Origin of the sequence: Proteiniphilum saccharofermentans, assembly GCF_900095135.1 — a bacterium.
Lineage (GTDB): Bacteria > Bacteroidota > Bacteroidia > Bacteroidales > Dysgonomonadaceae > Proteiniphilum > Proteiniphilum saccharofermentans.
This window is the reverse complement of sequence record NZ_LT605205.1, coordinates 3,859,080-3,883,364: the sequence shown is the minus strand read 5'-3', so window position 1 is coordinate 3,883,364 and position 24,285 is coordinate 3,859,080. Positions and strand designations below refer to the sequence as shown.

Annotated in this window: 21 protein-coding genes and 1 pseudogene; 1 reads left to right on the top strand and 21 read right to left on the bottom strand. The window is 43.4% G+C overall.

Features of this window, described 5'->3' with window-relative positions; translation table 11 throughout:
- Window positions 1-271: 271 nt before the first annotated feature.
- The 18 genes and pseudogenes from PSM36_RS15110 to PSM36_RS15035 form a co-directional block, all read right to left on the bottom strand.
- Complete coding sequence (locus PSM36_RS15110) at window positions 272-1,048, bottom strand: nucleotidyltransferase family protein (protein ID WP_076931617.1); 777 nt, start codon at window positions 1,046-1,048, stop codon at window positions 272-274.
- Complete coding sequence (locus PSM36_RS15105) at window positions 1,045-2,466, bottom strand: RapZ C-terminal domain-containing protein (protein WP_083711189.1); 1,422 nt, start codon at window positions 2,464-2,466, stop codon at window positions 1,045-1,047. Before PSM36_RS15105 ends, PSM36_RS15110 begins: the two co-directional genes overlap by 4 nt.
- Before the next feature lie 22 nt (window positions 2,467-2,488).
- A complete protein-coding gene (locus tag PSM36_RS15100) occupies window positions 2,489-4,465 on the bottom strand; it encodes an NAD(+) synthase (protein WP_154671046.1) in 1,977 nt (658 codons plus the stop codon).
- Between the two features lie 48 nt (window positions 4,466-4,513).
- On the bottom strand, window positions 4,514-5,947 hold the full coding sequence (locus PSM36_RS15095) for a transglutaminase-like domain-containing protein (RefSeq protein ID WP_083711091.1): 1,434 nt from the start codon (window positions 5,945-5,947) through the stop codon (window positions 4,514-4,516).
- A gap of 55 nt (window positions 5,948-6,002) precedes the next feature.
- On the bottom strand, window positions 6,003-6,746 hold the full coding sequence (locus PSM36_RS15090; protein WP_076931615.1) for an HAD family hydrolase: 744 nt from the start codon (window positions 6,744-6,746) through the stop codon (window positions 6,003-6,005).
- Between the two features lie 283 nt (window positions 6,747-7,029).
- The gene (locus PSM36_RS15085) at window positions 7,030-7,455 is read right to left on the bottom strand and encodes a hypothetical protein (protein ID WP_076931614.1); all 426 of its coding nucleotides are present in this window, start codon (window positions 7,453-7,455) and stop codon (window positions 7,030-7,032) included.
- A 172-nt stretch (window positions 7,456-7,627) separates the two neighbouring features.
- Window positions 7,628-7,855: a hypothetical protein gene (locus PSM36_RS17440; RefSeq protein ID WP_154671045.1), complete on the bottom strand. Its 228-nt coding sequence runs from the start codon at window positions 7,853-7,855 to the stop codon at window positions 7,628-7,630.
- A gap of 157 nt (window positions 7,856-8,012) precedes the next feature.
- A pseudogene (locus tag PSM36_RS17435) lies at window positions 8,013-8,108 on the bottom strand (beta-phosphoglucomutase); the annotation flags it as partial.
- Window positions 8,109-9,338 carry a M20 metallopeptidase family protein gene (locus PSM36_RS15080; protein ID WP_394333038.1) on the bottom strand — a complete coding sequence of 410 codons (1,230 nt, stop codon included), beginning with the start codon at window positions 9,336-9,338 and terminating at the stop codon, window positions 8,109-8,111.
- Window positions 9,290-10,351 (bottom strand): dihydrodipicolinate synthase family protein, encoded by a 1,062-nt coding sequence (locus PSM36_RS15075; protein WP_154671044.1) that lies wholly within the window; start codon window positions 10,349-10,351, stop codon window positions 9,290-9,292. Before PSM36_RS15075 ends, PSM36_RS15080 begins: the two co-directional genes overlap by 49 nt.
- A 12-nt stretch (window positions 10,352-10,363) precedes the next feature.
- Entirely contained in the window at window positions 10,364-11,386 is a 1,023-nt protein-coding gene (locus tag PSM36_RS15070) for an NAD-dependent epimerase/dehydratase family protein (protein ID WP_076931612.1), read from the bottom strand.
- 9 nt (window positions 11,387-11,395) lie between these two features.
- Window positions 11,396-12,604 (bottom strand): Nramp family divalent metal transporter, encoded by a 1,209-nt coding sequence (locus PSM36_RS15065; RefSeq protein WP_076931611.1) that lies wholly within the window; start codon window positions 12,602-12,604, stop codon window positions 11,396-11,398.
- A 5-nt stretch (window positions 12,605-12,609) separates the two neighbouring features.
- Window positions 12,610-14,217, bottom strand: coding sequence for a Gfo/Idh/MocA family protein (locus PSM36_RS15060; protein ID WP_076931610.1), 1,608 nt, complete (start codon window positions 14,215-14,217; stop codon window positions 12,610-12,612).
- On the bottom strand, window positions 14,201-14,710 hold the full coding sequence (locus PSM36_RS15055; RefSeq protein ID WP_076931609.1) for a DoxX family membrane protein: 510 nt from the start codon (window positions 14,708-14,710) through the stop codon (window positions 14,201-14,203). The genes PSM36_RS15060 and PSM36_RS15055 overlap by 17 nt, the downstream gene beginning before the upstream one ends.
- A gap of 165 nt (window positions 14,711-14,875) precedes the next feature.
- Window positions 14,876-16,291 (bottom strand): sulfatase, encoded by a 1,416-nt coding sequence (locus tag PSM36_RS15050; protein ID WP_197684905.1) that lies wholly within the window; start codon window positions 16,289-16,291, stop codon window positions 14,876-14,878.
- A gap of 73 nt (window positions 16,292-16,364) precedes the next feature.
- A complete protein-coding gene (locus PSM36_RS15045; RefSeq protein WP_232001469.1) occupies window positions 16,365-17,819 on the bottom strand; it encodes a sulfatase family protein in 1,455 nt (484 codons plus the stop codon).
- 58 nt (window positions 17,820-17,877) lie between these two features.
- Complete coding sequence (locus PSM36_RS15040) at window positions 17,878-19,239, bottom strand: Gfo/Idh/MocA family protein (protein ID WP_076931607.1); 1,362 nt, start codon at window positions 19,237-19,239, stop codon at window positions 17,878-17,880.
- Window positions 19,240-19,351: 112 nt separating this feature from the next.
- Entirely contained in the window at window positions 19,352-19,531 is a 180-nt protein-coding gene (locus PSM36_RS15035) for a hypothetical protein (protein ID WP_076931606.1), read from the bottom strand.
- A 30-nt stretch (window positions 19,532-19,561) separates the two neighbouring features.
- Here PSM36_RS15035 and PSM36_RS15030 point away from each other — a divergent pair, with 30 nt between their 5' ends.
- Entirely contained in the window at window positions 19,562-20,752 is a 1,191-nt protein-coding gene (locus tag PSM36_RS15030; RefSeq protein ID WP_076931605.1) for an IS66 family transposase, read from the top strand.
- Between the two features lie 166 nt (window positions 20,753-20,918).
- Here the strand turns inward: PSM36_RS15030 and PSM36_RS15025 are convergent, their stop codons facing one another.
- The 3 genes from PSM36_RS15025 to PSM36_RS15015 form a co-directional block, all read right to left on the bottom strand.
- A complete protein-coding gene (locus PSM36_RS15025) occupies window positions 20,919-22,232 on the bottom strand; it encodes a Gfo/Idh/MocA family protein (protein ID WP_076931604.1) in 1,314 nt (437 codons plus the stop codon).
- A gap of 16 nt (window positions 22,233-22,248) precedes the next feature.
- Window positions 22,249-22,974: a 3-keto-disaccharide hydrolase gene (locus tag PSM36_RS15020; protein WP_076931603.1), complete on the bottom strand. Its 726-nt coding sequence runs from the start codon at window positions 22,972-22,974 to the stop codon at window positions 22,249-22,251.
- A 164-nt stretch (window positions 22,975-23,138) separates the two neighbouring features.
- Entirely contained in the window at window positions 23,139-24,116 is a 978-nt protein-coding gene (locus PSM36_RS15015) for a PIG-L deacetylase family protein (protein WP_197684904.1), read from the bottom strand.
- Window positions 24,117-24,285: the final 169 nt, after the last annotated feature.

Below are 24,285 nucleotides of genomic sequence, written 5' to 3'. Positions count from 1 at the left end.
TATTCAATACAACTGTATCCGTTAATTTCAGGTGTATCAGGTAGGGTAAACCTCCGTATTTTGCATACAATTCCCCATTTTGATCACTATCCTGAATATTGTGAAAGTGTATGTACAGGTAACCGCATGCCGTATTTATTTTAATTATGATTAAAACTTTCCGTAAAGTTAGCAATAGTTTTCTGTATAATTAAAATATTCCAGAGAAAAAGAAAGAATCATTCATTTGGGGATGTGGCGATAATTTATATTCAAACACTTAAATAAAATATCAGACGAGCCTGTCTAGAAATCGAGCAGCCTCTTGAAGGGAGTCGGTTCTTCCTACATCGATCAGTTGCAGGTTCTCGGGAACATAGCAGGTTACGTTTACCTTATCGCAGATCGAGAGATAAAAGTCGATGATGGAGAAACGATCGGGAAGATCAGTCATATATTGGAAAATGGCCGGTTGGAGAATTTGGATCCCTGCAAAGGCCAATTTCCGGTAGTGCCGGGGATCGAAATAGGGAAAAGGTGATTTTATTTCCCCTGTTTTTTCATTGATCCATCCTTTCAGGTGGTTATTGTCGTTGAAGAGAAGGTAGCGGGAGGTTTTCCGTTCGCTGCAGACGAGGGTGGCGAGGGGGTAACTTTGCTGACCGGATTGTCGTATCGGGTCCGGAAAGTTATTTTGTGTATGGGCTTCGTATAATTTCCGTAGATCGATATTGGAGAGAATATCTACATTATGCACTAGAAACGGCTTATTGTCGTTGAAGAAGGGAGAGGCTTTTTTTATCCCTCCTCCCGTATCAAGCAGCTTTTCCTGTTCATCGGAAAACTCGATATGAATATCAAAGTGATGATTTACTTCCACAAAACCAATAATCTGTGGTGCAAAATGGTGTACGTTGATAATGATCTCATCAAATCCTGCGGCTTTCAGTTTCTCGATCGCATGCTGTAACAATGGTTTCCCGCCGACCGGTACCAGTGCTTTGGGCATGGTGTCGGTCAGGGGTTTGAGTCTTGTGCCGAGTCCTGCGGCAAATATCATTGCTTTCATCTCTTCCTGAACTCCTGCTCCAGATTCTGTTCCCGATGCACCAATGAGACTTTAATTCCAAACTGCCTCGAGATATGCTCTGCCGTCTTCTGGGCGGCATAGACCGAGCGGTGTTGCCCGCCGGTACAACCGAACGAAATCATCAGGTCGGTAAAGCCCCGTTCCATATATCGCTTCACGTGCCTGTCCACCAGAGGATAGATGCAGTTAAGGAACTCGGGCATCTCACCATCCTCTTCGAGGAACTGGATCACCGGCTCATCCAAACCGGTCACGTTACTGTAGCGTTCATATTTCCCGGGATTATTGATGGCGCGGCAATCAAACACATATCCACCTCCGTTGCCGGAAGCATCATTCGGGATTCCTTTCTTGTAGGCGAAGCTGTAAATGCGCACTTCCAATTCACGCTTTCGCGAGTCGGCAAACTGCTTCAACTCCGTCATCTCTTTTAATATGCTATTGAGATAAGGGTATTCCTCAAAATCTTCTTCCAGTAGGTCTCGGAGATTATTGAGTGCGAATGGCACGCTTTGGATAAAATGCGGTTTTTTTTCAAAATAACCCCTGAATCCATAAGCTCCGAGTACCTGCAGTGTGCGGAAGAGGACAAACTGGCGCAGTTGTTTCAGGAAGGCGGATTCATCTACCGGTTCGTATTTCCTTAATGATTCGATATATGTATGAATGAGTTCATTGCGTAGCTCTTCCGGAAAATTGGCTTTTGCCTGCCAGAGGAATGACGCCACATCATAGTAGACAGGACCTTTCCTGCCACCCTGAAAATCGATAAACCAGGGATTACCGTCTACCAGCATTACATTCCGTGATTGGAAATCTCGGTACATGAATGTGTCTGATTGGTCCTGCAACAGGTTTTTTGCCAGTTTCTCAAAGTCATTTTCCAGTAAATCTTCCTGAAAATCCATGCCTGTCGTTTTCAGGAAATTATACTTGAAGTAGTTCAGATCCCAATATACGGAGCGGTTATTGAATTCCGGCAGAGGATAGCAGACGTTGAAATCCAGTCCCTCTGCACCTTTCACCTGAAAATCGGCAAGCATCGCGATGGTTTTGTGTAAGAGCACTTTTTCTTCATGGCTGAAAACACCCGTGAGCCTGCCTCCTTTGATGGTATCGAACAGAATCTCATCTCCCAGATCCCGTTGGATATAGAACATTTCATCCTCCGAAACGGCAAATATCTCCGGGGTATTCAGTTGCTGCTGATGAAAATGGCGGGACAATGCTATAAATGCACGGTTCTCATCGCGCGATTCCCCATGTACACCGATAAGCGACAGGTCATTTTTTTTCAGGCGGAAATATCTCCTGTTTGACCCTGAGGTAGGCAATACCTCCAGTGTCGGGTTGGATTTGCCGGTATATGTTGTGAAGAGGGATATTAGTTGTTGCATAATAAATGATTCGTTGAGTTGATTACCCTGATACATCCCATTCTTCCAATTCTGCAAGCCAGATATTCACTGAAGCATCGCTTGGCATACGCCAGTCACTGCGGGGTGACAGGTTCACTGATCCTACTTTAGGGCCGTCCGGCATGCAGGAGCGCTTGAACTGTTGGGCGAAGAATCTTTTGTAAAACAGTTTCAACCATTTCATTATTTCCTGGGTGGAGTATTCTCCGGCAAATGCCTGTCCAGCCATAAAACGTATGCGTGACGGTGCGTCACCATAGCGGAGCATACGGTGCAGGAAGAAATCGTGCAGTTCGTAAGGACCCACGAAGTGTTCCGTTTCCTGCGCAATCTTTCCATCCTCGCGGGCAGGTAACAGTTCGGGGCTAAAGGGGGTATCCAGAATATCGTACAGGATTCTACGGGAGGCTTCCTCTTCTGTCCGGGTATCGGCAACCCATCTTACGAGTGTCGAGACGAGTGTTTTGGGGACGCTTGTGTTCACTCCGTACATCGACATGTGGTCGCCGTTATAAGTTGCCCATCCCAGTGCCAGTTCCGACATATTTCCTGTTCCCACTACCAGGCCGTTAATCTTGTTGGCATAATCCATCAGTATCTGGGTTCGTTCGCGAGCCTGGCTGTTTTCATAAGTAACATCGTGATTATTGATGTCGTGTCCGATATCTGTGAGATGCTGGGTCACGGCGTCTACTATGGATATCTCCTTGATAGCCACACCCAATGATTTCATCAGTGCAACAGCATTGTCATATGTCCTGCCGGTAGTTCCGAAGCCGGGCATGGTGATGCCGTAGATGTTTTCACGTGGCAGGCCCAACAGATCGAAAGCCTTGACGGTCACTAAAAGTGCAAGTGTGGAATCCAATCCTCCTGAAATGCCAATGGTGACTTTTTTTATGCCGGTATGTAACAATCGTTTTGCCAGCCCGTGCGTTTGGATATCGAAAACTTCGGAGAGGCTCTCTCCGCTCTCTCCTTTCGGAGGAATGAAAGGATGGGGATTAAACCTGCGGAACATCCTGTCTGAAGTCACGAAGTCTATATAACAGTTAATTGTGGTCTTCTCGTGAAATATTGGAGATATGTAATTGCAATTTCTCAGCCGGTCGTAACGCAATGCCTCAATATCGATATCTGCAATGATCAACTCGCTCTTCGGTGAAAACCGTTCCGATTCTGCCAGCATGGCTCCGTTTTCGGCAATGAAGCAGGCCCCGGAAAAGACCATATCGGTAGTCGATTCACCCCAACCTGCCGAAGCGTAAATGTATGCAGCGTTGCATCGTCCCGACTGCTGTAGTACAAGGGACTTCCGGTAACGGTTTTTGCCGACCAGTTCATTGCTTGCGGAGAGGTTAAAGATCAGATCGGCTCCCTGCATAGCCAGGTAGGATGACGGTGGAGCCGGCATCCACAGGTCCTCGCAAATTTCGATGCCAAAGCTCCCGAAAGAGGTCTGAAAGATCATGCCTGTGGAAGAGATTGGTATCTTGCCGGTTGCTATGTCTATTGTTAAATCAAATTTGTCACCGTCGATAGTCACAGTATGACCGGTAAGATCGTCCCCGGAGGTGAACCATCTTTTCTCGTAATATTCGTTATTATTGGGAATATAGGTTTTAGGGACAAAGCCCAGGATCCCTTCACCCGACAAGACAGCGGCAACGTTGTAGAGGTTGTTTTGAATAAGCAGGGGAAGACCTACGATAGTGATAATGGAAGGCCTCTCCTCTAAAAAACGAACCAGTTTGCATAATGATTCCAGCGCTTTTTGTTGTAGTGCTTTCTGAAAGAAGAGATCACCGCAGCTATATCCTGTGAGACTCAGTTCCGGGAAACAGAGTATCTGTACCTCTTCCTGCTGGGCCTGTTCTATTACTTGTTTTATTTCTTCGGTGTTGTAATTGCAATCCGCCACCTTAAGCTTCGGTGACGCAGCTGCCACACGTAGAAATCCGTAGTCATTTATGTTCATATTCAATGAATTTGCAATCTTTATCACAAAGATAATGAATAGAATCCATTATCGGTAAGTTAACTCCATCTTATATTTCCATTGATCAAAATAAAGGTTCCATCGGTCAGATTCCACTTCTCCCCGCTGGAAATCGACTGTTTCGCTTCGGGGATATATTTTTTCGGGATAAAAATCTCCTGAGAAATCCGAATTGATATACAAGCGGTAGGAGTCGATGCCACTCATGAAAAATTCCCGTCCCGGCCGGATAGGGACAGGCTCGCCACGGCCGAATGAAATATCGACCGGAATCCAGCCGGTACCTTCAAAATAGACTTCCGCCCAGTCGTGCAGGTTCACTTCTCCCGGGTGAGTCATCCATCCGCTTTGCCAGCGGGCGGGAATACCTTTGTGACGCAACATGGTGATTAATAGTAATGTTACTTGTCCGCAATCGCCTTTGCGATTCTCGATTACATATTCCGGAATGTTGGAGATAGTGGAATATTCCAGTGCACTTGCCCAGGGGTAGTTGGAGGTAATGTGACGATAAATTGCCTGAAGGGTTTCTATCGGGGTCCTGGCATTCCGGGTTATACTGTCCGTCAGAGTCCTGATATTTTCCGAAAACAGGATATGGGGTTGTTGTTCGGCTGTATATGTTTGGTATAATGTACTGTTTGTATCGTAAGGATTCACCTCTATTCCAGAGAGGTCGAACCATTCTCCCCGGGAAGTGAATTCAAAATCGATCCAGAAGAGGGTAGGTTTTCCTGCTACAGCCTTTTGTTCCATAAACACACTTGTATGCACTGTCTTGTCGTCGGATAAGAGATAGTCGGATTGTGAGGCTGCAAGTAGTTTTACATCTGTTTGTCGGCGGATATCTTTTCTCGGAAACGGGAGCCAGACCCTCAGTACTTCTCCGTCGGGCGCTGCATCCGCATTTACAGTAAGTGTGTAGCGCGCTTTGACTTTCTTGGAGGGGAGGAGGTATTTCCCTTTCGTGTCGCTCTCAGCTTTATAATTGAACGCGCTGATGAGCAACGAATCGCGCGGTGTATCTGATCCGGGCGCGAGGATCTTTGTCAGCTCTCTCGCCGAAGCATCTACCCGGAATATATTGGGTGCGGCATTCCTGAAATATCGTTTCTCTCCGTCGATGATCCTGAATTCGAGTGTTTTAGATCGTTCCCAGCTATCTATCAGTGAATCGGAAGGGATGAACAGTCGGTTTCTTTCTATCCAATCGATTATTTCATCCTTTGTTTTGTTGAAATCCAGCCTCACCCTGCGCAAGGAGTCTTGCGTAAAAAGAAGAACCTGTTGTTGCGCTTTGCTTGGTTGTCCTACCGATACAAGAGAATCAATCAGTTCCGTTGCCCTTGTAAAATTTCCCGATGTTATTTCTTTGTTAATCTCTTTGGTAGAATAGTGGTGTTTTGGAGAAGAACAACCGAACAGGGACAGCACGATAAATAAGCTTAAAGTCTTTCTCATTGGTTGTGATTTTTAATTTGAATGTTATTTATCTGCCAGTGCGAAAGGAATTGGTTTAAACACTGATTGCATGTGTCAGCCGCAGTATTTCCTGTATTTTCTCAAGTAATGTTTCCATTGAGTCGAAAACTACCGAAGCACCTGCGTCGGTCAGTACGGAGTCGGGGAGGGGACCCGTATTCACGGCGATGGTAAAGATGCCAGCTCCGACAGCCGATTCGATGCCCAGCGGTGCATTTTCTATCGCAATAGCCTGGTTGGGTTTCAGATCGCCACCTTTCTGCAGCCCCATCAGATAGGGTTCAGGGTCGGGTTTCCCATGTTCCACATCGAAAGCAGTCACCATGGTTTGGGGCGTGAATACTCCCGGGAAGTGTGTATCGAGCCGGTCCAGCAGTGAGGGTTGACCTGATCCGGTGACCAGCACGGGTTTTAGCCCGTTCGCCTGTACAAACTTAATAATTTCTTTTATATCAGGGATAATTTCACTATGATTATATTGAGCGAAAAGTACTGATTTTCTTGCGTAAATCTTTATTATTTCTTCTTTGGTAGCTTTACGTCCGAATTCCCGTTCAGTGATAATATTGATGGTAGAGGAACCTACTCTTCCTTCGTGATAATAAAATTCCAATGGTTCCGTTGAGGTATATCCAAATTCCTCCATCGTTTGTTGCCATGATTCTGCGTGTGCAGGCATGGAGTTATATAATACACCATCCATGTCGAAAATGACTGCTTTGAGGTCAAAATGAGAAAAATGATTTTTTTGGAGATATTGTGTAAGAATTTCGATCATTTTTTTAGAACTGTAGTTTTGAAGAATCTTGACGGACGTCAAAAATTCGTAATATATGGATTTTGTTTTTTGTTACTCTGTAATACAGAGAATTCTGTTTGGTTAATACGTATTTTCGTATTTTTTCCTTTCGTGAATTATTGCGGACGGAAGAGGGAATCTTTGAATTTGTTGAATTCTATTTTCAGTAATCTCAATAAAATTTTCTACAACCGATATAGGCCAGTTTTACAGGAGGTAATCGATAATTTGCAAATAATCGGTTTCGGCTGATCTTGTCCAGTCAATGGAGTATCGCATTGTTAATTTTTGTTCGTGCTTTCTTCATTACTTCTTCGTGAGAAACTAGATAACCGGCTTCGGCTTCTTCTACTGCATCCAAAATGCCTTGCTGTTGCTGTTCCGTTAATTCATCCCAGTCGTTAGAATTGGAAGGAGGATCAATAAGTCTATCCACAATATGATGTAATTTCTCCAGACTCTTTTGATCAAGAGAATCTATCTGTCGGAATATTTGTAGTTTTAATTCAGCGGTTGACATTGTGCTTGATTTTTTATTGTACGAGGCGCATCTTTTATTTTCCAAATATACACGATTTTCTTTTGATAGCCAAATTGAGGATAAAATAGCGGGGATTCCGAAAATAAATATTTTGACTCCATGTTCATGATTGAGCATATCTTCATTTTGCCACGGTTTGCTCAGCATACTAAAAATTTTCTCGGAAGTGGTTTTTTGTCTTATAAACTCAGATGCCTGATCCTTAATAGCTTATATTGTCGAAATTTTATATAAAAGCAGCAGATCCGTACCCGGGTATTTTGCGTGCGTCAATTTCAAAGTCTCAATTATTTTCCTGCCCGCCTCGTTGCTCCTGTTGTTAGCCAACGGGTGTAGGGTTATCTCCAAGGTGGCATTGTCGTAATTTTCGCACTCCCAATGCGTGGCTTAACTCCCCAACCGTGCAAAGGTGGTTTATAACCAGGCTAGCCATCGTATGGCGGTAACTGTTCTTGTCTTCTTTCTTGTGGCAATAGATCGGGTTGCCGCAATGAAGGTAATAGACGAAACCGTCCTGCTCCCGGAAACCGACTATCTCGTTCACCATTTTTATGTCAACCGGGAATAAGGGTAATTGGAATTGTATGATACGTAATTTTTTTCAAATGTACGACCTTTTTGTTTTCAATAACGACTTTGAAAATTATTGATCTTCAATAACAGGATCAGAAGTTCTGAAATTATTTGTTGGATTTCAGATTGTCGCCTTTCCGCAGCCCCATCAGATAAGGTTCGGGATGGGGTTTCCCATGTTTCACGTCGAAGGCAGTCACCATTGTTTCGGGTGTGAATACCACAGGTTAATCTTCTAGTTTTTTCACAGCTAAATAGCTCATCAGCCCCATACCTGTTTCGATGCACTCTTCATTGATTTCCATGGCAGGGGTGTGTAATGATGAATTTATCCTGTTGGGGTAACCTGTTCCCAGAAGATAGAAACAGGAACTGAAATTCTGGGCATAATAGGCAAAATCTTCTGAAGCCATCCAGATGTCAGTTTCAATTATACTCTCATCACCCATGTATTCCCTCATATAGGAATGGATTTTATCTGTGAGTACCTCACAGTTATAAAGGGATGGATAACCCTTTTGGATGTCGATATCGCATTCACAGCCTAATCCATGGGCAATGGATTTTGTAGCCCTTGTAATTTTTTCATGCGCTTCGTCACGCCAGTGCTCATCCATAGTGCGAAAAGTTCCTTCTATGTAAACGGTATCGGGTATTATGTTGGTTGAACCGTTCGCCTCTATTTTCCCAAACGATAAGACCGTTGGAGTTTTCGGGTTATTATACCTGCTGACAATCTGCTGTAACGTGACAATCATTGTTGCTGCGGCGACAACCGGGTCATTATTGTTATGAGGTTCGGCGCCATGGCCTCCTTTTCCTTTCACTTTTATCCTGATCTCATCCATGGAGGCCATGAACATGCCTTTTCGAATTCCTACTTTCCCGCTTTCTATGGAAGGCATTGTATGTTGTCCGAGAATAGCATTGACTTTGGGATTCTGTAGAACCCCTTCCTGTAAAATTTTAATGGCTCCCCCCGGTAATATCTCCTCCGCCGGTTGGAAAATAAGTTTCACAGTCCCATTGATTTCCTTCCCCAGTCTTTTGAGTATGTGTGCCGCACCCAATAAAGAAGCAATATGTAGATCATGTCCGCAGGCGTGCATCACTCCCGGGTTGACCGACTTGAAAGCGAGGCCCGTATTTTCGTGGATGGGGAGGGCATCCATATCGGCACGGAGGGCTATCGTATTGGCCGTTTTATGATTACCCCCCAGTGTGGCTATTATTCCTGTGTCGGCAACTGGTATCCAGGGGATTCCCCATTCATCAAGCGATTTTTTTATAAATGCTGATGTATTAAATTCCTTGAAAGAAAGTTCCGGATGTTGATGCAGATATCTTCTTTTGGCAAGGATGTCCTCCCTGATCCCGGAAGCGATTGCTTTTATTTCATCTTTTAGTGTCATCTGTCGTTGGCAATAAATTCCTTCACATACTCGTCGTCCGTCCATTTTTCATATTGGGAGATAACCCTCCCGATCTCGTCTGCTTGTCCTTCCGATAATTTCTCTTTGGGGCTCAAGCACCATATTCCTTTCAATAATCCCTGCCTTCTCAGTACTTCATGAATTCCTGCAATGGAACCCTTGAAATTATTGGGCACATCAAAAATGGCGGCATTCATATCGGTAACTTCAACGGCTACTTTCAGTATCTCCTCATAATTCAGGGTGTCACTTTGTAACCCGTCCCTTATATGGCGAAATAGTCCGATCGATTTTTTTGTCCAGACGGCGTAATGTCCCAGTAACCCGCCCACGAACTTTTTTTCAACCAGCCGGTCTCCTGTATGGATCCTATAGGGAGTGATCAAATCCAGCACGATATTGTCATCATTGCCGGTGTAAAGGGAAATCTCCTTGTCTCTTCTGGAATTACAGATTGCCCGTACTACCTCCAAAGTATGATACCTGTTGAAAGGGGCAGTCTTGATTGCGTAGACATTATCTATATCGCAGAATTCCTTCCAAAACGAATAGCTGAATATCCTCCCTCCCACAGAGGGTTGCAGGTAAAACCCGAATACCGGGATCACTTGTGCGACAGCTTTGGCACGCCCGATAAGCTCTTTTTCCGAAAGGGAACTTAATCCCCCCATGCTAAGTAACCCCAGATCGTAGCCGAGGCTTTTTGCAATACGGGCCTCCTTTACCGCCTGTGGAGTCGGCCCACAGATACCGGCCACTTTTATAAATGAGGTATCCGGATTTACTTTTTTGATTTCGTCAGCGGCAATTTCCAGTACTTTCTCATAATAATTATATTCCGGGTCTCGGATCTCGAACTGGGTAGTATGGACGCCAATAGCTATCCCGTCGACACCGCAAGAGATATAATAGCGAGTCAACCTTCGTTGCGTCTCTTCATCAATAGTTAAATCTTCGTGCAGGGCGAGTGGATGCGCAGGTATGAATCCGCCTCCTCTTAATCGTTTTAAAACTTCTGGATTTATTGTAGCATTCATCTGGTTGTCAGTTTAAAATTTTCCTTCCCTTTCTTGAAAATGGGTGGGTTTTTCTTTTATCTCTCCTCCTTCGATAACCCAATGGCTGACCAGCTCGATCATTTGTTTCAAACTGATATTGGGATATCCGAAAAGGTTGAAGCACTCGGCGGCATTACTTAACAAAGCATTCGATTCTTCGATGCCGGTAAATTTCGCTGTTTTATTGAAAGTTTTTCCGAATTCCTGGGCAATCCATCTTACCGATATTGTTTCGGGACCTGTAACGTTCAAAATCTTGGCCGGCACGGCACAATGGAGAAGTGACCTGATAGCAATTTCATTGGCATCCCCCTGCCAGATTACGTTGACATTCCCCATCGCCAAATCGATTTCCCTATCCCCGTAGACTGACTTGGCGATCTCCAGCAATACACCATAGGATACATCATTGGCATAATTTAATCTGTATATCAGGATAGGAGTATCATTCTTTTGGGAAAAATATTGGAAAATTCTTTCCCTTCCCAGACAGGATTGGGCATACTCTCCTATGGGAGAAGCCGGCATCTCCTCTGGCATTCCTCCTGATGTAACAGGTGATAAAGGATAGACATTCCCCGAAGAGAATGCCACGATATTGGATTGCTTGAATCTCTTAGCCACCATCCCCGGCAAGAATGTGTTCATTGCCCAGGTATAGGATTCATTCCCTGTAGTGCCAAATTTATGCCCCGCCAGATATATCACGTTGGGAGTTCCAGGTAGCTTTTTTAGATCATCTTCATTCAGCAGGTCCGCCTTGATGGTTGTAATGCCGTGGTTGTTCAGATCGTTCCATACGTCAGGATCGGAAAACCTTGATGCGGCGATGACCCGTTTCCGGATTTTCGTTTCGTTGATGGCATCCTTGGCCAGTTTGGCCATGGCAGGCCCCATTTTACCACCTGCGCCCAGAATAAGGATATCACCCTCTATCTTAACGATGTCATTCAATAATTGAGGCGAGGGCTTCAAATATTCTTGTAATACGGTATTCTTATCAAATGTTTTCATACGATTATCTTATTTTAAAAATATATCTATAAAGTTAAACAGGGCCAGTACTATTACAATGCACAGTCCGATGAATCCCGGTATTTTCAGGAAAGGTCTTATTTTATTTTCTTTCATGACTTTTTTATCATTTGCGATTAAGAACATGGCAATTCCGATCACAGGGACTATAAAAATGGTAATACTCTGTGCAAAAACGATCAGTTCCAATGGCGCACTCCCAAAGAGAAGCGCAATAATAGCACCAAAAGCCATCACAAGAGCTATCAGCAATCTGGTTTTATGAGAATCGAAGCTGCTCCCAAATCCTAATGCGTCACTCATTAAAGTTCCTCCAATAGTGGCATTTCCGACTATCGAGGAGAATCCTGCGGCAAACAGCCCGATTAAAAATACGGCAGAAGCGGCTTCCCCGAAAGCGGGCCGCAGTGCCAGGGACATGTCTGTCGCTGTTTTCACCTCGATCCCTAAAGGTTGGAGAATCGCAGCCGCACAAATCATCAGGATTGCGCTCAACACTCCCAGGACAATTATTCCGGTCAGGCTACTGTTTTTAGATACTTTTTCGTCTGATTTTGTATTTATTTTCTTTCTTTCCTGTACCAGGTAGGATGTATAAAAGGCTCCGACAATAGAAAAGCAGGAAGCCATGAAAGCGATGATCAGCCCCATGGATCCGGTCGGGACTTTCGGGATGATAAAACCGGAAATGATTTTACCAATATTGGGGCTTACCTCCAACAGGGTGATAAGGAATGCCAGCAACATCAAGCCTATCAGGAATATCATCACCTTTTCCAACACTTTATAAAAGTTCCGGAAGAAGAGCAACGCTATGCCGACACAATTGAAGAATATTATCCAGATGTTGTTATTTGTATTGGTCAATTCCCCGATGGCTATGCCTACCCCCACCGAGTTGCCGGTTTGAAATGAGGTACACACTAAAAAAATACCGATACCCACTACTGCCGCAAACTTTCTTCCCCACTTTTCACCTATTACTGTGAGTAGGGACTTATCGGTGGCCAAACCTATGCGTTCGGCAATAATAGTATATACAGCCATAAAAAAGATGGCGATAAGAATGATCCATAGTAAATCGTACCCGAAGTTTGCCCCTATTTTCGAGGTGATGGTCAGTTTGCTCGGGCCGAATACCAGTGCGCCGACAATCAAGCCGGGACCGATAGTGTGTATCCAATTGAATCGTTTCATATTTTTCAAATGATTCTTTTGTTTTCGTCATCCCAAAATACTTGTCGTTTCTCAAGATAAGAACGATGTGCCATTAAACATGTGACACCTTCTTCGTAAGCGACTTCTATATTGGCGCTTGGTGTCTTGTTTTCACGGATGCAGTTAAGCCATTCACGTAAATGCAAGTGTGTTACGTCTATTTGTTGACCACTTATAACGGTGTTTGTCAATCCGCGATCGGCATAGTATTTCTCAGATGCCGATGTGACCGCATCGATTTCTCCTGCATTAGGGTTGAACGATAATATTGGTGAATTGGTATCAATTAATCCGGATGCTATCCCTTTTTTGTATTGCGTTGAATTCCAGTCAACGGTTATCTTAATATTTTGCCCCAGTTCCATTGATGCATCGTGTCCCATAAAGACCCTTCCGCGATTCCTGCTGGAAGCAAGGTTCCCACTATACATCAATGTCAAGTCTCTATCAGGATATTCGAAGATACAATGTAAGCTATCGGGTATTTCACGGTTATCCTTCCAGTAGTAGATCCCTCCCGAAGAAGACACGGACTTGGGTATGCCAATCCTGAGTAATTGATTGACCGCATCAAATTCATGAGTGAATAATTGACCAATCATTCCGGTATCGTAAGCAAACCATTTAGTCCAATTATAAAACCGGTCGATGCTAAAAGGAATATGGGGTGTATGGCCTAACCATTGCTTCCAATCGATATTATTTTCATCTCCGGGTTTGAGATTACCTTTGCTATCCAGATGTCTAATCCATGCCCCATCTGCTGTATTACGGTTAGTAGTCGTTTCTATAAGGGTGATTTTACCCAATACGTTTTTGTCAATAATCTCTTTGGCTTGTTTAAAGACAGTACTCTGCGTGATTTGGTGTCCTAACTGAAAAGTAATATGGCTATCTTTTACCGCACGGTATAATTCATTGAGTTCCTCTTCTGTGTGTGCGATACTCTTTTCCAAATAGACATGTTTACCTGCTTTGGTGGCGTCGATCGCAATACGGGCATGATGATGATCGGGAGTAGCAATTATGACTGCATCAATATCCTTATCGGCAAGCATTTCCTGGTATGTGTGGTATCGTTTGACAGGAAATGGGGACGCTCCCGACAGGATATTATTATTTGCAATGGTCAAGCCACGTTCCGCATGTAGATCGAAAACATCACAAATACCGGTAATGGCAACATGAAGATTTTCCTGTTCCAGCCAGCTTTTTAATGTATTGTTGTTTTCTCTTTTCTTCACTTCTTCCGGATGCATAAATCCCAAGCCCGCTGATAATTGCTCTGCACGTTGCCCAAATCCTATAATTCCTACCCGGATTATATCCTGTTTCTGTTCTCTACCATAATCCGGAATAGAAAACTCCATTTTATCAAGTCCCAGCTCTTGAAGTATCCGTTGTCTTTTATCCTTGTCATAGTTAATCTTTTTGAGCAGTTCGAAACCGAACAACCCTGCGACCGGAATTCCTGCGAATGCTTTCAGTACATTCCTGCGTGAAATGTCTTTTGGTGTTTTTTTTATATCATCTAAAAGAGAACTCTGTTCGTTCAGATTTTCTTCTTTCGAGTTGTTATTTGTTTTTTCCATATTGAAGTTTTCTTTTATCACGAGAATAAATAAAAAAATCTAATCCGAATATTTTACTTGTCGGGAAAAGGGCTAATCCAAAGAGAACGATTGCCTCAATGAGTGTTCTATTAACAACCAAGTTGCTCCCGTCGGAAGGCAGGGTATATTCATATCCCACCATAGGCGGAACGTTCAGGTAATAGATGAAAACTAAAAACGATCCTATAATAGCCGCCGGTTTGAAAAGAAATCCAAATATCAATCCTAACCCTATGGTCACCAGTCCCCAGATATTCATGAAATCGACTATGGCCAAAATATTGGGATTTGAGATAATCCAACCGGAAAGACCTGATAAAATTCCTTGTGACTCCTGAAGAAAATTTGCTGATGTCCATTGAGGATTTAAAATTTTCGATATTCCCTCGTACAGAATATGCCAACCAATAACAAACCGGAGTACGAGTAATAATGTGAGTTGAGATTTCGAATAATTATTTTCATTTATCATATCTATTTTTCATTTAAAATCCAAATAAAATTGGAAGATTGAGTAAATGCTTATAAGCAACTAGCTAAAGCAAAGAAACAGAGTAGAGATGGACGATTTTTTATGCAATTAATATTTTTCAATTGACAGATACTCCAGCCTCTGGTTAATGTGAATCACATCTCTCTATTCATAGCTTGCTCTCAATTTCCAGGACATTTCATCCACTATTTTCTTGTATTTCTTGTCGTTGGCAAGATTAGTGAATTCCAGAGGATCTGTTTCGTAATCATACAGTTCTAACCCATATAAGCCTTTGCTCCATTCCGTATAGCGATACCTTTCGTTACGGATAGTACGTCCTTCTATCTCTACATTATCTCGATACCGTAAAACCTGTGTGAAAGCCGGATAATCCCATTCCATCCCGGGATTGTTCAGCAGTGGGACAAGGCTTTTCCCATCCAGGTCGGTCGGTGCAGGCAATTCGCACAATTCTGCCAGTGTCGGATAAATATCGACAAGTTCGACTACCCGAGAAGAGGGTGTCCCGTCAGTGATTCCCGGAACCGATATCAGTAGCGGAGTACGTGCCACATGTTCGAACAGGCTCTGTTTCATCCATTGCCCGTGCTGTCCGACATGATAACCATGGTCGCTCCAGAAGACAATGATTGTGTTTTCTTTCAATCCCAGTTCTCCCAGTGCATCCAGCAATTTTCCCACTTGCGCATCCATAAAGGAAATGGAAGCATAGTAGGCCTGAAGCACTTCCCTGCGGTGGGATTCCGATAATCCCCAGTGTAGAGGATCGGTAAATTTTGCCACATCCGGTTTGTTTGCCCAGTCATCTTCACGTTCTTCGGGTAGTAATAACTGGTCGGGGGGATACATGTCGAAATACTTTTTGGGTGCTATATAGGGACAGTGGGGACGGAAGAAGCCTACAGCCAGAAAGAACGATTTATCCTTATGTTGACGCATCATCTGTATGGCTACGTTTGCTGTTATGGCATCCGTATGTTCGTTATCCGTACCATCTGTCGCCCTAAAGGATAATGAACTGCCCAGTCCCCGTTTTGGAGTGTAATTTGTGATCAGGTGTTCTTCGGTCTTATCAATCCCGATGGGATTAAACCGTTGAGTCCATGATATGGAATCATCCATACCGTCGGTACCGATCTCTCCAGGAACACCATAGTGGAAAATTTTTCCGATCCTACCACTGAAATAACCATTTTCCCTGAATAGTTGGGCAATGGTTTTGGCTGAAGGAAGATTTTCCCTGAAATTGACTTCCAGGTCATATACTCCAGTTTTGTCCGGACGGTAACCGGTCATCAGCGAAGCCCTGCTTGGACCCGATAGGGGATACTGATTGTATGCCTTGTCGAAGCGGATCCCCTGCCGGGATATCCGGTCAATATTCGGAGTTTTCACCTGTGGATTTCCGTAGCAATGCATATCGGTGTTCAGGTCATCTGACGCGATGAACAACACGTTGTATTTTTTTGCGGGTTCAGTCGGCTGGGCTAAAATATTTGTTCCCGTGACCAAAGCAAGGGTCAACATTGTATTGACTTCACATTTTTTCACAACCATTGTGTTTTAGAGTCTAACAGTACTAAGACAAACATAAAAAGAAGCTATCCAAAGACTGGAAAGAAAAGATCAATTACTCATCTCTCAATTCCGGAATTTCATCAAATAATAAAAAACCTGTTATACGATCATTCTTATCAGCTCTTTTATGCTTCCATGAAGGATGATCGTGAGTCTCCTCCTGCCATTGGGTAAGTAATTTGGCTAATTTTCTACCCTCTTGAACATATTCCTGTAGATCGGCGATATTATTCAACTCAAAAGGATCATTCTCCAGATCATAAAGTTCAACCATAGGACGGGGTGCTGTAAATATCTGAAGTTGTTCTTTTGTCAATAAACCTTTCCTTTGTTGCTTTTTTAACTCATACCAACTCATACTTGAGCTCAGATCTGCTGCTGTCCCGTGAGGGAATTCATAATAGGCATTATAGATCAGCTTATATTTCTCGGACCGGATACAACGGATATATTCATCCGTATCATGCCAGTTACGTTCGGCAAAGATAAAATTCCTACCCCTTCCGGTATGATCGAGGACGACCTTGTGAAAACTCTCTCCATAGATACTTTGTGGTGTCGGAATACCGGCAAGGCTTAGAAGTGTAGGAGCAAGATCCACAGTAGTGATTAGACCATTCTCATGTACTGTCCCGGGATTAATCTTTCCTTCCCACATAAAGATCAGTGGAGTTTGTATTCCCGAGTCATAGAGTGAGCCTTTACTCCTGGGGAAGGGCATCCCATTATCACTAAGAAAGACAACAATGGTGTTATCAAGTTTTCCTTTTTCATCTAATATGGAAAGCATTCTGCCTATATTTTCATCCATCCGGGTTATTTCATCGTAATAGTCCGTAAGATCCCGACGGGTATCCGGCCCATCAACCAGATATGGCGGAACCTTTACTTTGTCCGGATTATTTTTTTGCGGGCAAACATTCCTGTTATAAGGACGATGCGGATCAACGAAGCCTACCCAAAGAAAAAAAGGATTATTCTCACATGCATGCAAAAAATCAATATAGTTTTTATAACTTTCTTCTGTCAGATTACCTTGATTTGGAAGATATCCTCCAGGGATCACTCGGTCAAATTGTTTATCTCCTTCCAGTCCCCAATGAGTCTTTAGCATCGAGCCTGTATAATATCCGGCTTCACTGAAATAAAAGGGTATTATTTTTATGCCCTCTTTCAATGGAGTATGCAAATCCTCTGTTCCTATGGTATGGGCAAACATTCCTGTCATCATACTGGTTCGGGAGGGGCTTGATTGGGGAGAGGTCACATATGCATTTTTAAAACGTATTCCTTTGGTTGCCAGACGATCGATATTAGGCGTTTTTATTGCTGGGTTTCCATAACAACCAAAATCCATACCCGCATCATCGGCTATAAAAACGAGAATATTGGGTGGAGAAGCAGACGGTTTTTGCCCCCAGATATTTTGTGAGAAACATATACTTCCGATCAAGTATGCCCAGATTTTTCCTTTTTTCAGCATATTTGACTCTAAAAAGGCTACCATAGTAAATGTATTTATTAAGTTTGGTGATAAATATCTTTTGATAAATTTAAATTCATTATTAGCGTGTTACCGCTATACCCGGGACAGGTGATACGGGTTGAATATCAACGAGTCCCCATTTGTATTCATCCGGACCAAGCTTTAAATCCGAATAGATAATATCATCCCATGTGACATCCTTGCCCGTGTAAGCTGATTCTCTTCCCATAATACCTGTGAGGGTTGAATGAGCAAGCTGCTCTGCATCATTAATAGGCTTATTCGTTCGAACAGCTGTCACAAAACATATCATCTCCTGGTCATAGGGCGAAATGGCTGTACTGTTGGTCGGCTGACCATCTTTTCCCAGTGGATATTCATATTCCCAGATAATATTGCCGTTATAATCAAATATTTTGTTCTGTCCATTTGTATACCCTTTTGTCCCTAAAATTATATCACCTACATTATTAGTGCATCCGTCCATTTCACGACACATCCCCTGGTAGTGCTTATTATCATCGAAAACGAAATCCACACTGAAAAAATCATACATATCCCCTGTTGGCCTGTGATAACGTCCTCCAACCCCCGATGCTTTTACCGGATGCTTTTCAAAAAACCAATTTACCCCGTCAATATTATGAATCATTAAATTTACAATGGAGTCACCCGTCAGCCATCTCCAGTTTGCCCGGTTCCTGATCATTGCTTCCATATCGCTCCATTCGGGCTTTCGTATGAAATTCCCAACTCCTCCCCTGTTGTAATAGCAGTTGGCAGATATGAGTTCGCCAATAGCACCATTTTTGATCATGCTGAATGTTTTATTATAATCGTCCTGATACCTTCTTTGTGTACCGGCAACGATTGTTAAACCCATTGATTCTGCCATTTTCCCCGAAGCAATGACTGATCGGATACCTACAGGATCGACTGCGGCAGGCTTCTCAATAAAACAATGTTTCCGGGCCTCTACTGCAGCCTTCAGATGCATAGGCCTAAAATGCGTTGCAGTAGCCTGTATAATTACATCCACATCGGAATCTATCAGCCGTTGATAGGCATCAAACCCCACAAAACAGTTTTCATCGGGAATCTCAACATTATTATTTTTCTTTAATGTTGCCCTGCATTTATCGATTTGATCCTGAAATAAATCTGCAAGGGCGATAAGTTGTAAATTGGGACCAGCATTGATAAAATTCACTGCCGCACCGGTTCCTCTTCCACCGCAGCCAATCAGTCCGGCTTTTAACATTTTCCCATCGGGAGCTTTTGTCGGAAAAACCGGTGCTTCGTAGGAGGAGGCTATTGTTGTTTTTCCCGGTTTGTTACAGGATGAGAGTAGGTATCCTCCTCCGATTGTTCCCATTACTCCTAAAGTGGCAGCATCTTTAAAAAATTTTCTTCTGCCGGGTTCTCTTAATTTATTTTTCATACGAATAAGTATTTAAAAAAATTGTAACTATCCAGGTTCCCTTTTTCTGGCCAATGATGGAGAACGTGGTAATGTTTTCGACCACCTGTCATAAATTTTTTAATTTTTTTCCTCATGCCGCCATTCGTGCATTTAAGTCGCTATACATCAGGTCATTGGAAGCCTCTCGGAGGTGATATGCAACCTTCAAAAGTTTTCGGAATGACCCTCCGAAAGAGGGTTCCCCGGCCTCGCCAAAACGCCGGCAAATAGCTTCTAATCCATTGATGTTTAAATTGTTGAATTTGCTCATGTCGATTATTTTACCGTTCTTTGCGCAGGTATGAAAAAGAACTTTAACACAGGACTCGGGAAGAGCCTCGAGGCGGACCGGGTGAAGCTCACCCGGCGGCGCGAGCAAATACTTCGTGAACTTGGCTTCCATGACGAGCTTGATTCCACGGAACTGGCGGAGCGATTGCCGGTCCGGACAAACGCCAACAGGACCCTGGCCAAAACCATCGGGGAGAAGGACAGGGAACTTGCCAGGATGGGTCTTGTCCTTTCTGCGCGTGAGAGCGGGATGAAAGTGAAAGAGGCCCGTATTGCCGACCAGGCATCCCGCATCGCCGAACTGGCATCCCGCGTCGCCGAACTCGAGGAGGGCGTGAAGCCCGTAAAAAAGAGCAGCGCGAACAGCAGCGTCCCGCCGTCCAAAAACCCGATCGGCATACGCCACACACAATCCCGGCGTAAGCCTTCCGGCAGGAAGACCGGCGGGCAAGAAGGGCACCGGGGGAGCACCCTGCCCCAATCCGAAAATGTGACCGGAACCGGGCGGTGGTACCCCGCCCGCGCATGTCCTGAATGCGGGAAGACCCTGGAGATGGACTCCGCCAGCGTGCGCGCCACGCGCCAGGTGGTGGACATACCGCTTCCGGTCGCGGCCACGGTCGTCAACCACATGGCGATGCAGGTGAAGTGCTCCTGCGGGCATTGCCGCAAGGGACAGTTCCCCCAGGAGGTGAACGCCCCCGTGTCGTTCGGTCCCAACATCATGGCGATGACATCCTACCTCAGCACTTACCAGAATGTCCCGTTCAAGCGGCTCACCCACCTGTTCGACACCATATTCGGGCTTCACATCAGCGAGGGATCCGTGTCCAACATGTTGAAAACCATGCGTAAGTTCTCCAAGACGCCCTACGGGATGATACGCCGGAAAGTCGCCGGGGGAAAGGTCGCCAGGGCGGACGAGACCGGGATCAACGTGAAGGGAGAAAACAACTGGCTCTGGGTTTTCCAGAATGCCGTGGCCGCCTTCCTCGCCGATCCTGCCGTTCCCCCCACCAACAACGACTCCGAAAAGGCATTGAGGCCAGCCAAGACCAAATTGAAGGTCAGCGGGTGCTTCCGCTCCGACGAGGGAGCGGAGAACTACGCCACCGTCGCATCCGTCATCCAGACGGCGGTCAAGAACGGGCAGAACCCCTTCGAGGTCCTTCGGGTCATTGCGACCCTCGCACAAATATAGCGTCGAGCTGTACATAGTTATTGACGGATTCATGGTTCTCTGCCTATGGGCGGAGTACCTGAGTAGTTACCAATAATATTGTTTGTAAAATTTTTCTCATATTAGAATGTTTTTCATTTATTCAAAACATATTCAATTCAAAAATATAGCATTTTCTTCGGTCAAACTACTTTTCTATTCGAGGAAAAAACCATGGCTCTCTGTATTGAGGCTTTATATATTTGTTCGCTTCACCGATGTTGAATGATTTATTCTTATCGTCATATTGTAAAGAGACTCCGCTCATCCGAGAAGCAATATTCCCCAAATGAGCATATTTGGCACATAAACTTCCTGTTTCTATCGTGCATGCCGTATTCCTGTCTCTTCTTTTCATGCATTCCAAGAAATTGAAAACATGATCTTTGTGATCTTGATAATCAGCTTTCACGATTTTCTCGGGAACCTTTTCCCTTTGGGGATAAACCTGCCAGTCATCTCTATTGGCGACTAATGTTCCGTTTTTACCGGTAAAGACTAATCCATAATTTTTACCATACGGACCGGATTCGATACCGGCATTATTCTCCCAAGTCAATATATAATCATTAAACTGATATAATACAGATTGAGTGTCAAAAGTTTCATGCATGCCATCCGGATAGAGAAAATTGCCGGCATTCGCCTGTATACTGTTGGGCATTGTTTTTACTTTCTTTGCCCACAATGCCATATCTAATAAATGTACCCCCCAGTCGGTCATAAGGCCACCCCCATAATCCCAAAACATTCTCCATGAACCGTGAAAACGTTGACTATTGAATGTCCGTTCAGGCGCAGGCCCCAACCAGGTATCAAAATCAACACCTTCCGGGATATTCGAATCAGGAACAGATCTGGTTATTGCCGCATAATTGAAGTTGGCATACACATGTATACGGGATATTTCTCCCAGTATACCCGAATCCAGGTAATCAATCATTTCTTTCCAGAGTTTCGCGCTTCTTTGCTGTTGGCCGACCTGTACTACCCGCTTATATTTATTGGCGACTTCCACCATCACGTCACATTCCGCCATCGAATTACTAACCGGTTTCTCCACATATACATCTTTTCCTGCTTTACATGCATCCACAAATTGCAGGCAATGCCAATGATCAGGTGTTCCGATAATGATCGCATCAATATCCTGTCGATCGAGGATCCGGCGATAATCATCGTACAACTCGAATTTTTCTTTCCGGATAGAAGCTAACTCCTTTGCCCGTGAGTCCAGAATCGATTTATCAATATCACATAATGCCAAACACCGTACTTCATCCGACTTCAGGAAACTCGACAAATTGCTCCATCCCATGGAGCGGCACCCGATCAATGCAACATTTATCGTATCGTTGGCGGATACACCCGACGTTGCGGACTTTAAATAGGCGGGCATTGTCAAACCTGTCGCCACGGCATAGGATGTTTTCTTCAAAAAAGAGCGTCTTGTAATTGTCATAATAATAGTGTGATAATTATAGATTACGAATCCAGATATTTCTAAAAGATACTGCTGTCCCATGATCCTGAAGCATCAAAGGAAGTCGTCCATGAGCATTGTACTCCGGCAATCCGATGTAAGGTGTATTTCCTTTCAGTATATAATTGTTCTGCACCAGAATACCGTTCAACACAACGGTTATCATTGCCGGCGACTCAAGTTCGCCACCTGTGCCGAATTTGGGAGCTTTCCAATAGATATCATATACCTGCCATTCATCGTTTTTTGTATAGGCATTGAACAACGGAGCCGTCTGTTTATATATACTGCCCACCATTCCGTTTACATAAGTATCATTATTGTCCCCATCCAGTACTTGAACTTCATAACGGCTCATAAGAAAAATCCCGCTATTCCCGCGATCCTGTCCGTTGTATTTTTCAGGAGCCGGAGATTTAAACTCAATATGTAACTGGCAATCGCCAAAATGTTCTTTAGTCATCATACCTCCTGCGCCAGGCTTGACAGATAAAACTCCATCCGTAACATTCCATCCGGGTTTTTCCCCTTTTTCATTTACCCATTTGGAGAGATCAGTTCCATCAAATAGTATGATGGCATCGGAAGGGGCGGAACCAGGGGTTTTACCCGGAATAACTTTCGCCGGGACGGGATAATACCATTCTGTTTGTTGAGGAGTCCACTGTGCTAGAGCTGCAAATGTGATAAACAAACCACATACGATTATTTTCACTTTCATGCGTCAATATTTTTTTATTTTAGTTTGTATTTAAAAAAATTAGATAAACAAGTGCGATGGTAATTTTCTCTATTGCATTTTTGTCTTTCATCTATAAAATCGATAATTCTGTGTATCAGTCTAGTTACCGTTGGTTTATTATGTGATCATTCATTTTGAGGTAATTATTTCAACATAGGGAATAATTCTTTAATTTCTTCTTCTGTAGGTTGTTTACCGTATTCACAAATTTCAAATGATTCAGCGGCTGTTATTGTGCTACCTTTTCCTTTTCCATACCATTTAGTAAGTGACTCTCTAACAGGAGTTGTAATGGATGTTTTTTGAGAATTTTTGAGCCATTCAATTCTTTCTTCTTTATCCGTAGGCGCAATAGTTGAATTTGTCCATGGGAGCCATTCAAAATATTGGGACTCATGTGCAGCCATTGCATATATTTTCTGATCAATAACATCCGAAATATCAATGGCTATATCGGGTTTAAAAGGATAAGGTTTCTGAAAGTTGTCCTGTGCATAAAGGAATAGTGGATTTTTCTTCAAAGATGGTGTATCAGAGACAACATTTGGAACAATAACCATATATGCTGCATCTTGAACAAGAATGGCAGCGTTTCTGTGGTCGGGATGATAATCATTTTGCCTGTGGCCAATTACTATATCAGCATTCCATTGTCTGATTAATCGGATAACATCTTTTCTCACATCAAGTGTTGCCATCAGTTCTCCATCATGATTTTCCAAGACTATATAAGACACTCCAAAGCGTTCCCCTGCTTCATCTGCTTCTGCTCTACGTCTCTTTGCAAGTGCTCCTCCACCCATTGATTGGTGCCCTGCATCCCCGTTTGTCAGTGATACAAAAAGCACATTATGTCCCATTTTCGCGAATTGAATGGCTGTTCCACCTGCTTTGCTATCTGCATCATCAGGATGAGCTCCGAATACAATTACATTAATCTTATCATTCCGGTTAATTTGGTTGTTTTGACTATAACTATTATTATAACAAAAAACAAAAATAATAAAGGCAAATAAGTATTTCATAGATATATGATATTTAGTGGTTATAGATGTTTCTGCTATGTCTCTGGATATCACTAAATGATTTTGTCTCGATAAGATAGGATTATTTTTTTTCATATTGATAAATATTTAATTCATTATTTATTTAATATGTTTCATCATTAGTGGGCACTTAAATAAAAAAATAGTTCTTTGAAATCTTTTGTAGATCGCAGTTTTGAGAAATTTTAGTTGTGTGACGATTTGAAATGCGATGATTATATTTTACTTTGCCCAAAAGTAAAAA